The sequence below is a fragment of the Croceimicrobium sp. genome (assembly GCF_965228705.1).
Lineage (GTDB): Bacteria > Bacteroidota > Bacteroidia > Flavobacteriales > Schleiferiaceae > Croceimicrobium.
This window is the reverse complement of sequence record NZ_OZ245832.1, coordinates 1221671-1235047: the sequence shown is the minus strand read 5'-3', so window position 1 is coordinate 1235047 and position 13377 is coordinate 1221671. Positions and strand designations below refer to the sequence as shown.

The following is a 13377-nucleotide window of genomic DNA, read 5'->3' as shown; positions in this document are numbered from 1 at the left end:
CTAGGTTATAACTTGCAGGGAAAAGGTACATACTTTTTCCAAACCAAATTAAATGACCGATTTAGATATTGCACGGGCTTATGAGCCTGCAACCATTGATAAGATAGCCTCAAAATTAGATATCCAGGAAGAGGATCTCGAGTTTTATGGAAAGTACAAAGCCAAATTACCTTTAAATATTGCCAAAGAAGCCAAGCAAGGTAAACTGATATTGGTTTCCGCTATTTCGCCAACTCCGGCCGGAGAGGGTAAAACTACCATGAGTATTGGTTTACATGATGCGCTTTGTAAGTTGAAAAAGCGCTCTTTGGCGGTTCTCCGTGAACCCTCACTGGGTCCGGTTTTTGGCATTAAAGGTGGTGCAACTGGTGGAGGTCATGCTCAGGTAGTGCCAATGGAGGATATTAACCTGCATTTCACCGGCGATTTTTCGGCCATCGAATCTGCGCATAATTTACTTTCCGCATTAATTGACAACCACCTCCATTTCAATCAAAGCCCTCAGATAGATCCACGAACTGTGCTTTGGAAAAGAGCCATGGATTTAAATGATCGAGCATTGCGTCATATCAATGTTGGCTTAGGTGGACGTAGTCATGGTATGCCTCGTGAAACGGGATTTGATATTACAGCCGCTTCTGAAATCATGGCTATTCTTTGTATGGCTCTGGATCTTAATGATTTAAAGAAGAGATTAGGAAATATACTAGTAGCCTATACCTTTGAACGTAAGCCTGTTTTTGCTCGGGACCTGAAGGCAGAAGGAGCGATGGCCGCTCTGTTAAAGGATGCGATAAAACCCAATTTGGTGCAAAGCTTAGAAGGCAATCCTGTACTTATGCATGGAGGGCCCTTCGCCAATATTGCCCAAGGAACCAATACGATCATTGCCACTCAAACGGGTTTACGTTTAGCCGATTATGTCGTTACTGAAGCCGGCTTTGGCTTTGATTTAGGTGGGGAGAAGTTCCTCGATCTTAAATGTCGGGCCGCCGCTTTAGCACCGGAAGTTGTAGTTCTGGTAGCCACGGTTAGAGCCTTGAAATATCATGGAGAACAGCCATTAGCAGAACTGCAAACAGAAAATGTAGAAGCCCTGCGCAAGGGAATGTGCAATTTGGAAAAACACCTCGAAAATGTGAAGCAATTTGGCTTACCGGCCGTGGTGGTGGTAAATCGATTCCCAACGGATACCGAAGCTGAAATTGCTGCGGTAATCGAAGAAAGCGAGAAATTAGGAGTTAGAGCGGTAACCAGCACTGCTTGGGCGGATGGAGGTGCCGGTTCGGTAGACCTTGCTAAGGCGGTATTACAAACCATTGATGAAGCAGAAAATGATTTTAGCTTCCTCTATAATTTGGACTTACCGGTAGAGAAGAAAATTGAGAAAATTGCCACTCAATTTTATGGAGCTGCAAAAGTGAGTTTCACCAGTACTGCTCGCCGAGACTTAAAGCGTATCCAAGAATTGGGAATGGATGATGCACCTATTTGCATTGCCAAAACTCAAAAGTCCCTAAGTGATGATCCGGCTTTAAAAGGACGCCCTAAAGACTTTAATTTTCAAGTACGGGGCATTGAGATTGCCGCAGGTGCCGGCTTTGTTATTCCTCTTTCCGGGGACATAATGCGGATGCCTGGTTTACCCAAAACACCGGCGGCACATAATATAGATATCGATAAAGAAGGAAATATTAGCGGTCTCTTTTAGTCTTGATAAGTTTAGCTGAACTGGTAAGGGAACTAAAACATCACCTTACTCCCGAAAGAGTAGAGCGCATAGAAAGCGTTGCTGCGCAAAGAACCCGTAAGATTTGTTTAATACTGGAAGATATCCGCCAGGAGCATAATATCGGCGCCCTGCTGCGCACCGCTGATATTCTGGGGGTACAGGATGTGCATTTAGTGAGTCAACGTTATGAAGCTCGCCTGGCCAAAGCCATTGCTAAGGGCTCTACAAAATGGATAAGCCTGCATCGCTATCAAGAGCGAAATCAGAACAATTTAGAGCTCTGCCTAAAGCAAATTCAAAAGGAGAATTATCAATTGGTGGTGGCCGACCCGCAGGGTGATGTGGATTTGCCGGATTTTCAATATCAGGGAAATAAGCTAGCCTTGTTGATGGGGTCGGAGTGGGATGGTGTTTCAGCGCAAGCCCGTTCCCTTGCCGCTACCAAAATTCGCATTCCTCAATATGGTTTTACCCAGAGCTTTAATGTATCCGTGGCTGCGGCACTAATTTTACAGCAATTAAGTCAGAGTTTAAGGAGTTCCGACTATCCCTGGAAATTAGAGGAAGAGGAACGCCTGCAATTGGAACTCAACTGGACCATGGAGCGCCTCGGGGCCTCAGCCTGGCCTTTACGGGAGAAAATTGAAAATGAATGGGAAGCCCAACATAAATCATGAAAAGAATTTTTTACCTCAGTACCTGTGATACCTGCAAACGCTTGATGAAAGCTTGGAATTTACCTAAATCAGTCTATCAGCAAGATATCAAGAAGGAAGCTATACAAGCAGATCAATTGGAGCACATGTATAAATTGGCAGGATCCTATGAAGCCTTATTTAGCAAGCGAGCCCGTTTGTACAAAGAGCGTAATTTGGCTCAGGCCGATTTGTCGGAATCAGATCTAAGGGATTTAATTTTAGAGCATTACAGTTTCCTGAAGCGCCCGGTACTCATTTGGGAAGATCAAATATTTATTGGAAACTCAAAGCAAAATGCCGAGGCTGTATCGGCTATTATCAATGCCCAGGAGGAATAGAATTGAGGCGGGTCAATTAGTCCCAGCCTATTATAGCCGCCAAAAAAAAAAATAGATCCAGAGCCCGAACAATCTACTGGCTAATTGATTTTTGAAATATCTTTCCTCTTTGATTTGTGAACATGACTACTGATTCCAATACTGAAGCAAATTCGCCAAACCCCAGCCCTGAACCGCATCATCCTGAGCATAATCCGCTAGCCATCGCTTTTCGATACGTTCGGAAATTTCTGAATCAAACCCTTCGCATTGAGGGGAATGCCCATCCTCAGGAAACCATAGAATCGATTAAAGCGGATATTGACTTTCAAGGCTATAATGTTTGGATTCTGATCTTCAGTATTCTGATTGCTTCTATTGGATTGAACGTTAACTCCGGTGCAGTAGTAATTGGAGCGATGCTTATTTCTCCCTTAATGGGCCCTATCTTAGGGATGGGCCTGAGTATGGGAATCAACGACTGGGCTACCATGAAGCGCTCCCTGCGCAACTTCGCTATTATGTTTTCGGTGAGTATCATTACCAGTACCATTTACTTTAGTCTTACGCCTCTGGTAGATGCACAATCGGAATTATTAGCGCGTACGCGTCCTACCTTATTAGATGTATTCGTAGCCTTTATTGGTGGATTGGCAGGTATTTTGGCCGCCAATCGACGGATTAAAACCAATGTGGTGCCAGGTGTGGCCATTGCTACCGCTCTGATGCCACCGCTTTGTACCGCGGGTTATGGTTTAGCTACCGGGCAGTGGTCCTTCTTTATGGGCGCTTTCTACCTCTTCTTAATCAACTCTATTTTTATCAGCCTGGCCACCTTTGTGATTGTGCGCTTCCTAAATTTCCCGGTTAAGGAATTTGTTGATCAGGTTAGAGCCAAGCGTGCCCGTCGCTATATCGTAGCCGTTATTTTAATTATTGTAGTACCCAGTGGTTATACCTTCTATAATGTGGTAACGGAATCGTATTTCAATCGCCGCGTAGAATCTTTTATTTCGGAGAATGTATTTTACGATGGTGCCGAATTAGTGAAGAAGGAAGTTGTACATGAAGAGGGCCATGAAACTCAGATTAATCTGGTCTTCTTTGGGGAACCTATTCCCGGTAAAATCATTGATTCCTGGCGCTCTAAATTAGGAGCCTATAATTTGGAAGGTTCGGTATTAAAGGTGGTTCAGCCTCAAAGTATGGACCAAATGAATTCGGAAGAGGTCACCAAATTGGTGGATGTATTCTCGAAATCTCAATTGGAAATCCAGGATAAAGATCGAACCATTGCCGAGTTGAAATTAGCCCTGGAAGGAGAACGTCGTCAGCATTTACCCCTGCAGCAAATTCACAAAGAACTGCAAGTAATGTATCCGCGTTTGCACAGTGTTTCCATGGCCCGTATGGTGGAGTTTACCGAAGGAGCAACCGATACCTTAATGATGGCAGAGTTAAAGTGGAATGCTCCGGATACCACTGGACTCGATGCAGAATGTAAGACTATAGGTCGATGGTTAGAGGCCCGATTGCAAGTGGATACTATCTCCGTTCAGCGCAAATTGGTTAAGCTTAAACCGATGGAAGTTGAGCTCAAGGGACTGAAGAACTAATCCTTAACACCTAATTGCTTTTTTAATTCAGGGTTTAACCAGAGATGCGAAAAGACTCTTAATTCTCTGGGATTAAATAAGCTTATTCCTTCCAATTCTAAAGGGAAGAAACTTTCTTGTCGAATGGCTTTTATGCCGAAAACTTGTTGTTTTCCTTCCCAGAGGATTACGCCTTCTTCATAAGGACCATCCGGATCTATTTTAAAATAGAGGATATCCCATTCGTAGATATGGCGATTGTTGCAATCCTTCAGACCGATAAACTCGTCTACCTCATTGTATTCGGGCTTATAGCCCCGCCACCAAAAACCATCTTTGGAGAAGAGCACCATGCGCTCGCTAAGCTTGCGCATATAGCCCACAATTTGATGATCTTGTCTCAGTCGAAAGCGACGCTCGGGATTTTCCATGCTTATTTAACCCCTCAGTAAGCTTATAGTTTATCGATCAGGTATTTTCCGGTATGGGATTCCTTTACTTTCAATAAACCCTCTGGTGCTCCTTGGTAGACCAACTTACCACCGCCATTTCCACCTTCAGGGCCTAAATCAATGATCCAATCGGCACACTTCATTACATCCGGATGATGCTCTATCACCACCAGGCTATGCCCGTTTTTAAGCAGGGCATAAAAACTTTGCAGTAACTTCTGAATGTCGTGGAAGTGCAAGCCAGTGGTGGGCTCATCAAAAATGAAGAGTACCGGCGATTGACTCTGACCTTTCCCTAAAAAGGTGGCCAGCTTAATCCGTTGAGCCTCACCCCCAGAAAGGGTAGAACTGCTCTGACCAAGGCTTACATAACCCAAACCTACATCCTGTAAAGGCTGAATTTTATCGGCAATTTTTTCCTGGCCGCTTTCACGGAAGAAGGGAATCGCTTCATCGACAGTTAATTCGAGGATATTGAAAATGGATTTTCCTTCGAATTTCACATCCAAAATTTCCTTCTTAAAGCGCTGTCCCTGGCATTCGTCGCATTTTAGGTGCACATCCGCCATAAACTGCATTTCGATGGTGATTTCGCCTTCGCCCTGGCATTTTTCACAACGCCCACCATCGATATTAAAGGAGAAATAGCCGGCCTTGTATTTACGACTCTTCGATAGGGGCTGTGAAGCATAAAGAGCCCGGATATCATCATAAGCCTTGAGATAGGTAACCGGATTGGAACGAGAGCTTTTACCAATGGGATTTTGATCCACGAATTCTACATCCCCTAAATCGTTTATGGCTCCCCCCAAGCGACCGAATTTCCCGGTTTTATCGGCATAGGCGCCCAGGCGTTTTTTTAGGGCCGGATATAAAATTTTTCGAATCAAGCTCGACTTACCCGAACCACTCACTCCAGTTACCACTGTAAAGCGATGTAAAGGAATTTGGATGTCGATATTCTTGAGATTATTCTCTCTAGCGCCAAAGACTTCAATGAATTTGCGTCCTTCTTTTTTCTGTGGCACCTCAATTTTGGCATCTCCTCTTAGGTAGCGTGCGGTATAGGTATCTTCCTTCTCAATTAATTCTTGAGGGGTACCGGCAAAGAGTATTTCACCTCCGTGGATACCCGCATCCGGGCCAATATCTACAATGTAATCCGCGGCCAGCATCATTTCTTCATCATGCTCTACCACTACTACCGTATTGCCCAGATCGCGAAGGTTTTTCACTACTCGAATTAATCGTTCCGTATCGCGGGGATGCAAACCAATGCTCGGTTCATCCAGGATATAAGTTGAGCCTACCAAAGCACTTCCTAAACTGGTAGCCAGATTAATTCTTTGCGATTCACCACCGGATAAACTGTTGGAAACCCGATTTAAGGTAAGGTAGGGAAGTCCCACATCACAGAGGTAGCGCAGGCGATTATTGATCTCAATTAGGAGTCGCTTGGCAATCTGTTGCTCGGACTCTGTGAGTTCTAATTTTTCAAAGTGAATTTGCAGCTTATCAATCGGCCAGTTAACCAATTCGGTTAAGGCATATCCGCCAACTTTAACATAGCTGGCCTCTTTGCGTAATCTGCTTCCTTTGCAAGAGGTACAGCGGGTTTTACCGCGATAGCGAGAAAGCATTACCCGAAACTGAATCTTATAGGATTTAGATTCTAGGTATTCGAAAAACTCATTAAGTCCTTTGAAGTGCTTGCTGCCCTCCCAAAGCATATCATATTCTTCGGCTTTAAGCTCGAAGATAGGACGGTGTATGGGGAAGCCCGCTTTCTCTGCACCTTGAATCAATTGCAGTTTCCATTCCTGCATCTTTTCCCCTCGCCAGGGATAGATGGCATCTTCATACACGGAAAGGCTGGTATCGGGAATCACCAAATCCTCATCAATTCCCATGATATTGCCAAAACCTTCACATTTAGGGCAGGCCCCAAAAGGATTGTTGAAGCTAAAAAGATGGGGACTGGGTTCTTCGAATTCAATCCCATCCAATTCGAATTTATTGGAGAATTCGCGCGTCTCATTTTTGGCAAAAAGTTCAATCCGGCATAGGCCTCTTCCTTCAAAGAAAGCGGTTTGCAGAGAATCAGTCCAGCGGTTTAATTGCTCATCGCTGCTGAGATCCGCAGTAAGGCGATCCACTACAATCTCCAGGTTTTCAGGATCTTCAACTTTTTTGGGGTCGAGATCATTAATCAAAACTACCTCACCCTTCCAGGATAAACGGCTAAAACCCTGTTGTTCTAATATTTCCAGCTGATCCTTTAAGCTGCGATCATGTAAATGCAAGGGAGCTTTTAAAAGAATACGGGTGTCCGGCGCCAATCCTTTTACATATTCCAGGGCATCTTCAATATGGTGTTTCTTTACTTCCTCACCACTAATGGGGGAGAAGGTTGTGCCGATACGAGCGTAGAGCACCTTGAGGTAATCATAAATCTCTGTACTGGTTCCAACGGTAGAGCGGGGATTTCGAGAAATTACCTTTTGTTCGATCGCAACAGCTGGACTGATGCCTTTAATTTGATCTACCTCCGGTTTATCCAATCGACCTAAGAATTGTCGGGCATAAGATGAAAGACTTTCAACATAGCGTCTTTGACCCTCAGCGTAAAGGGTGTCGAAAGCCAATGACGATTTGCCAGATCCTGATAATCCGGTAATTACGGTTAGCTTTCCGTGGGGGATGCACAGACTGATGTTCTTCAAATTGTGAACACGCGCACCTTTTATTTCAATCCAATCCTTATGGGAAGGGGAATTTTTTGTCATACTAAACGTTAAAGAAAGCAAAAAGCAAAAGTACCAAACCCACCTGCGTTTGTGGGATTGAAAACAAAAATTATATATTTGTTGAGATGGGTAGCCAACCAAACAGTGCTACCAACGTCTATTAATTAAATACCCATTGCTTATAGATACATAGTTACTTGATTGTTTTTTAGGATTGATTTATTAACCCCAATCATGTGAACTATGGATTACACTGCAATGAAAGATGCTGAGCTAATCAGGCTCTACATCGAAGGAGACGAGAAAGCCCTTTCTTTTCTGATCAATAAACACGAGCAAAGGATCTTTTCCTATATCCTTAGCAAGATTCAAAATAGAGATCTCGCTAATGATGTATTTCAAGACACCTTCGTGAAGATCATCAAAACATTCCGCAAGGGCAATTACAACGAAGAAGGCAAGTTCCTGAATTGGGCATTGCGTATTGCGCATAACCTGGTGATTGATCATTTCCGGAAGCAAAAACGCATTCCTACCGTGGCTCCCAATGATGAGTACGACATCTTTAAGATAATTAAGGATGGATCTGAAAATGCGGAAACCGGTATGATTCGCGAGCAAATCGAGAAAGACTTACACAAGCTTATTTTAAAATTACCCCCTGAGCAATTAGAGGTATTACGCCTGCGTCATTTCAGCGGATTAAGCTTTAAAGATATTGCGGATCAAACCGGAGTATCTATCAATACAGCTTTAGGTCGGATGCGCTATGCACTGATCAATCTTCGCAAATTGATGCAGGAACATAATATGAGTTTGAGTCTTTCCTAAAACATGTTTCGGTGTTTCTGCATTTTTTTTTGAAATGAAATACTAATCGTTTTCTCCTCGCCGTTATAGATAGGTCTATTTTCAAACACGGTACATGGATAAAACAACTACTTTACGAAATGATCATCAAGTGAATGCACGCCCAGACCGGCAAACCATTAAAAACATCCTCAATTTTTCCAAGGCTTATCGCTATGAAAAATTGGAAAATGGTCTGGATTTCGAGATGATCCAAAATTAATAAAGAGCTCCTTCGGGGGCTCTTTTTTTTAGACCTTGCAAGCATGAAAGCTTATTGGAATGGAGTGGTCGTTGCCGAAAGCGACGAAACCATAGTTGTAGAGGGAAACCACTATTTCCCAGCAGATTCGATCAAGAAAGAATATTTTAAGGAATCCGATACCCATACCTGGTGTCCCTGGAAGGGAGAAGCCAGCTATTATCATTTAGAAGTAGATGGGAAAGAAAATCCGGATGCTGCCTGGTATTATCCGCAAACCAAACCCTTAGCCAATCATATTAAATCCTACGTGGCTTTTTGGAATGGCGTAGAAGTAAAAGAAGATTAAAGGGTCTGCCAGCGGTAGGAGTCCAGCTTAATCAGAATAAAGAGTAGAAAGGTAAAGCCCCAAAGGGAGGATCCGCCGTAACTGAAGAAGGGCAGGGGAATTCCTATAACCGGCGCCAGTCCAATGGTCATGGCGATATTAATGCTAAAGTGGAAAAAGAGAATACTCACCACTGCATACGCATAAGCACGGGCAAAGCTCGATTTTTGCCTTTCGGCCAGATGGACTAGGCGGAAGAATAGTAAGCTAAAGAGCACGATCAATAAAGCACTGCCTAAAAAGCCCCACTCTTCACCTACGGTACAAAAGATGAAATCGGTACTCTGTTCGGGCACAAAATCGAATTTAGTTTGGGTCCCTTGTAAATAGCCTTTACCACTCCAACCTCCGGAACCAATGGCAATCATAGATTGCGTGGTATTATAGCCAATGCCCTTAGGATCATGCGCCTTTCCCAAAAGGATGTTGATCCGGTTGCGGTGCCGATCTTCGAGGATATTATTGAAGGCATAATCCACACTATTCACCAATACTAAAGCCACCGCTAAAATGGCGCTTACTCTAAGCCAAAAGCCTCGCACCTTGCGCCCAAGGAATATGATGATTAGGGCTACCGCGGCCAAGATTAATTGCAGATAAAGAATAGGTATGAGTAAGCTCAGTAAAAAGAGCACAGCAATACTAATACCCGCAATGATATAGGAGCTTGAAAGCCCTTCGCGGTACAGCACCAGGATCAAACTGAAATAAACCAAGCCCGAACCGGGGTCAGGTTGCGGTACAATTAAAATAGCGGGAAGCAGGATAATGCCAAAGGCCACGATTTTGGTTCGCCAGGAACTAAGATTTCGTTCCGGTTTGCCCAGAAAGGCCGCTAAGGCCAGTGCGGTGGCGAATTTGGCAAATTCCGAAGGTTGCAAACTAAAACCTCCAATTACAAACCAGGAACGGGCCCCGGCTATTTCTTTACCAAAAAATAAAACGGCCAGCAACGATAGCATACTGAGCCCATAGATAGGGTAGGCCAGGGTTTGAAAGATGCTCCCGTCCAGTATAAAAAGGAAAATGATAATAATTACTGAGGTGCCAATCCACAATAACTGTTTTCCGTAGCGCTGGGTGAAATCAAGAATATTGGAATGCGCCTCATCGTAAACAGCGGCATAGATATTTAGCCAGCCTAGAATTGCCAGGCTGAAATAGAGCAAAACCGTAATCCAATCGATTTTTTGTAGTCCTAAATTACCTTGCCGCATTAGCTGTTGAATCGCTGACCTCCAGGCCGTATTTCTCAATTAATTGTTTGGCGTATTCCTCACTCAGGTCTCCCGCAAACATTCGTTTTTCCATCTCAGGTCGACTGATTTCACCTGTCAAATATTTTTCGATTATTAAACTGGCAATAGGCGCGGCCCAACGACTACCCCAATAACCGTTTTCTACAATAATTGAAATGGCAATTTTGGGATCATCCTTAGGCGCAAATGCAACAAATATGGAATGGTCTTGTCCATGCGGATTTTCGGCCGTTCCGGTTTTACCACACATCTGAATACTCTCCAAACGTGCACCGCGAGCAGTTCCACTTTCGAATACATCGAACATTCCATCAATCACAATTGGAAAGTGAATGCTATCAACCGTAGTTTGCTTTTTCTCGGTGAATTGCTTGTTTTCAATAGGCTTGCCGCCGATGCTTTTTATGATGTGAGGAGTATAATAGTAACCTCGATTCGCTATGGCAGCCGTCATATTGGCCATTTGAATAGGCGTGAGTAACATTTCACCCTGACCAATAGCCAGAGAAATGGTACTTACCGCTTTCCAGCCGGTGTAACCAAAAGCACGATCATAATAGTCCGCATCTGGAACCAGGCCTTTTCTGCCGGTCGGTAAATCATTGTTCAGGAATTGCCCAATATTAAAGCTCTTAACGTGATTGCTCCACACATTCATTCCCTCTTGAGCCGTTGGGTATTTTTCGATTATGTTTTTAAAGACCTGGCAGAAATAGTTATTACAACTTTTGGAAATCCCCGTTCTCAGTGCGATAGGATAATTGGTTCCACAGTGACAGGCAACATGCAATCGACCATAATGAAAACCATGATGGCAGGTATAGCTGGTACTGGGATTTAAGGTTCCTTCTTGTAAACCGATCAAAGCATTAATAACCTTAAAGGGGGAACCGGGTGGATATTCGGCCAGAAGACCTCGATCGAATAAAGGGAGATTTATACTATCCCGATAAAGTTGATTGTAATTTTTAGAACGCTGGCGACCCACCATTAAATCGGGTTTATAGGAAGGGCTGGTTACCAGGGCTAAAATCTCTCCGCTGGAAGGTTCAATGGCTACAATGGAACCACGTTTACCCTGCATGAGCTTTTCGCCATAAGCTTGAATTACAATATCAATAGTACTTTGAACATCCAGGCCGGGTTCGGGCAAGGTATCATAGGCCCCATTCTGATAGGGCCCCATCACCCGATTATGCACATCTTTAAGGCGATAGTTTACACCAATTTTCCCTTTAAGCACATCTTCATAGCTTTTCTCAATCCCGGTTTTTCCAATTAAATCTCCTAATTGATATTCAGGATGGTCCTGGATATAGCGCTCATTTGCTTCACCAATAAATCCTAAAACATTTGCTCCCGATTGAGTCATGTAATCCCTTAAAATCCGTTTTTGCGGGTAAAAGCCTGGGAATAAATGCAATTGCTCTTGAATAAGTGCAAAGTCTTCTTTGCTGATTTGCTTTACAAAAATGGAGGGCTTTAAATAAGAGTAGTGCTTGGCTGCCAGCATACGCTTTCGATACTCCTCTTTACTTAATCCTACAAGCTTACAAAAGGCTAAAGTGTCTACCATCTGAACCTGGGCAGGCACAACCATTAAATCATAGGCACTTTGGTTACCTACCAAAAGTTTATGATTGCGATCATAAATAAGCCCTCTTCCAGGGTAAACCTTCTCGATACGCACCACATTATTAAGGGCAGAAAGTTTGTACTCCTCTTGTAGCACCTGGATATAGAAAAGCCTACCGGCGAAAACCAGGGCTATGGCAATAAAGAAAAAGTAAAAAAGGTATTTGCGCTGCATTTAGCGACGGGCATTCCAAAGTTGATACAGGAGTACAAAAATAAAAGAGAAAAGACTGCTGTACAGGCTTCTTTGCAACAAGATACCGAATTGATTCCATTGAAAACTCTCCAGTCCAAATAAAACTAAATGGTGAATGAAGAAACCTACAAAGAGAAGGCCCAATCGACGCTCCAGGCTCATGGTTTTAAAGGCGGGCACATCAGGATTATCTTCCCGGCCAGTACCAAAAATTCGACTAAGAGCCGGCATAATAAAAGCTAAGAATACTGTAGCTGCGGCATGTACTCCCGCACTTTCCTCTAGTATGTCTATCGATGCTCCCAATGCAAAAGCAATAATTAATTGCCAAAATCGAGGGTAAAAAATCAATAAACTAAAAACCGGATAGATGTATAAATAAGGGTTCAGATAGTGGTTGAACAGATATTCATTTAAAAAGAAAACCTGTACCGCAATCATTAATAGCATGATCCCAATGTCGCGCAGTGTTTTCATTGGACAGCCGGATTTTGAAGTGAGTCCAATTCCTTACTAAACAAATCTTTAATTACATAAACTTCAGCAATATTGGCGAAGTCTGTACTAAGATTAACTTCTAGGCTAAAGAAGTTTTGATCGGCTTGCAAGGCTTTCGCTTGAACGGTACCAATGGGAATACCAGGTGGGAAGTATCGTGAACGTCCATCAGTAATTAAAGTGTCTCCGGCCGCTACCTTGGAATAGCGGGGAATATCTGTAACCTGACTCATTCGATAGTCTTCTCCCGGCCATTTTAAGGGGCCAAAATAGCCTTCATTTTTAAGGGCTGCACTAATTGATAAACTATTATTAATGAGTGGAATAACCCTAGCGAAATTGGCACTTACTGAGGATACCATTCCAACTACACCTAAGGGACCAATCACTCCCATATGCGGTTTGATGCCGCTGCGAGTGCCTTTGTCAATAATCAGATAATTGCTGGCTTTTAAATGGCTACTATGAATAACCCTGGCCGGTAAATAGGTATATCGCTGCTGCAGTAGACTGTCGTTAATCGTATCGGCTCCATAATTTTGGATAAGGAGGGATTCGTTCAGTTGTTCTCGTAGTCGGCGATTTTCTTCCGCTAATTGCTCGTTCTCTATCCTCAGGTTCAGGTAGGATTGATAGTCATCTTGAAAATGACTAATCCGGCCATTTATCTCCGTTGTTACACTATTGAATTGTGCACGAGGATAGCTTTTAGAGGATACCACCCAGTATACCGCAATAGCCTCTAAGAAAATAAAGAGTAATAGAATTCGGCTCCTATGCAGCAGTATAAGGAAGTACCGCATACTAGC

Annotated in this window: 13 protein-coding genes; 7 read left to right on the top strand and 6 right to left on the bottom strand. The window is 43.4% G+C overall.

Translation table 11 applies throughout. From position 1 onward, the window contains the following. Positions 1-52: 52 nt before the first annotated feature. The 4 genes from ACO05P_RS05545 to ACO05P_RS05530 all read left to right on the top strand — a co-directional run bounded on the left by ACO05P_RS05545 (position 53) and on the right by ACO05P_RS05530 (position 4363). The gene (locus ACO05P_RS05545) at positions 53-1711 is read left to right on the top strand and encodes a formate--tetrahydrofolate ligase (RefSeq protein WP_421753971.1); all 1659 of its coding nucleotides are present in this window, start codon (positions 53-55) and stop codon (positions 1709-1711) included. 2 nt (positions 1712-1713) lie between these two features. Beyond that, positions 1714-2409: a TrmH family RNA methyltransferase gene (locus ACO05P_RS05540; RefSeq protein ID WP_421753969.1), complete on the top strand. Its 696-nt coding sequence runs from the start codon at positions 1714-1716 to the stop codon at positions 2407-2409. Further along, a complete protein-coding gene (locus tag ACO05P_RS05535; RefSeq protein WP_421753967.1) occupies positions 2406-2768 on the top strand; it encodes an arsenate reductase family protein in 363 nt (120 codons plus the stop codon). The genes ACO05P_RS05540 and ACO05P_RS05535 overlap by 4 nt, the downstream gene beginning before the upstream one ends. Before the next feature lie 122 nt (positions 2769-2890). Further along, a complete protein-coding gene (locus ACO05P_RS05530) occupies positions 2891-4363 on the top strand; it encodes a DUF389 domain-containing protein (protein WP_421753966.1) in 1473 nt (490 codons plus the stop codon). Here the strand turns inward: ACO05P_RS05530 and ACO05P_RS05525 are convergent. Then, positions 4360-4773 carry a hypothetical protein gene (locus tag ACO05P_RS05525; protein WP_421753965.1) on the bottom strand — a complete coding sequence of 138 codons (414 nt, stop codon included), beginning with the start codon at positions 4771-4773 and terminating at the stop codon, positions 4360-4362. The two genes, ACO05P_RS05530 and ACO05P_RS05525, sit on opposite strands and share 4 nt — an antisense overlap. A 23-nt stretch (positions 4774-4796) precedes the next feature. Beyond that, positions 4797-7580 carry an excinuclease ABC subunit UvrA gene (uvrA, locus tag ACO05P_RS05520; protein WP_421753963.1) on the bottom strand — a complete coding sequence of 928 codons (2784 nt, stop codon included), beginning with the start codon at positions 7578-7580 and terminating at the stop codon, positions 4797-4799. 204 nt (positions 7581-7784) lie between these two features. Here uvrA and ACO05P_RS05515 point away from each other — a divergent pair, with 204 nt between their 5' ends. The 3 genes from ACO05P_RS05515 to ACO05P_RS05505 all read left to right on the top strand — a co-directional run bounded on the left by ACO05P_RS05515 (position 7785) and on the right by ACO05P_RS05505 (position 8941). Next, positions 7785-8372 (top strand): RNA polymerase sigma factor, encoded by a 588-nt coding sequence (locus ACO05P_RS05515; RefSeq protein ID WP_421753961.1) that lies wholly within the window; start codon positions 7785-7787, stop codon positions 8370-8372. Between the two features lie 94 nt (positions 8373-8466). Continuing rightward, positions 8467-8613: a hypothetical protein gene (locus ACO05P_RS05510; RefSeq protein ID WP_210758965.1), complete on the top strand. Its 147-nt coding sequence runs from the start codon at positions 8467-8469 to the stop codon at positions 8611-8613. Positions 8614-8656: 43 nt separating this feature from the next. Continuing rightward, entirely contained in the window at positions 8657-8941 is a 285-nt protein-coding gene (locus ACO05P_RS05505) for a DUF427 domain-containing protein (protein WP_421753959.1), read from the top strand. Here ACO05P_RS05505 and rodA read toward each other — a convergent pair. Genes rodA through mreC form a run of 4 tightly spaced genes read right to left on the bottom strand, consistent with a single transcriptional unit; the run spans position 8938 to position 13371 of the window. After that, positions 8938-10197 carry a rod shape-determining protein RodA gene (gene rodA / locus ACO05P_RS05500; RefSeq protein ID WP_421753957.1) on the bottom strand — a complete coding sequence of 420 codons (1260 nt, stop codon included), beginning with the start codon at positions 10195-10197 and terminating at the stop codon, positions 8938-8940. The genes ACO05P_RS05505 and rodA overlap by 4 nt on opposite strands. Beyond that, complete coding sequence (gene mrdA / locus ACO05P_RS05495) at positions 10184-12049, bottom strand: penicillin-binding protein 2 (RefSeq protein WP_421753955.1); 1866 nt, start codon at positions 12047-12049, stop codon at positions 10184-10186. The genes rodA and mrdA overlap by 14 nt, the downstream gene beginning before the upstream one ends. After that, positions 12050-12547, bottom strand: coding sequence for a hypothetical protein (locus ACO05P_RS05490; protein ID WP_421753954.1), 498 nt, complete (start codon positions 12545-12547; stop codon positions 12050-12052). Beyond that, the gene (gene mreC, locus ACO05P_RS05485; RefSeq protein ID WP_421753953.1) at positions 12544-13371 is read right to left on the bottom strand and encodes a rod shape-determining protein MreC; all 828 of its coding nucleotides are present in this window, start codon (positions 13369-13371) and stop codon (positions 12544-12546) included. Before mreC ends, ACO05P_RS05490 begins: the two co-directional genes overlap by 4 nt. Positions 13372-13377: the final 6 nt, after the last annotated feature.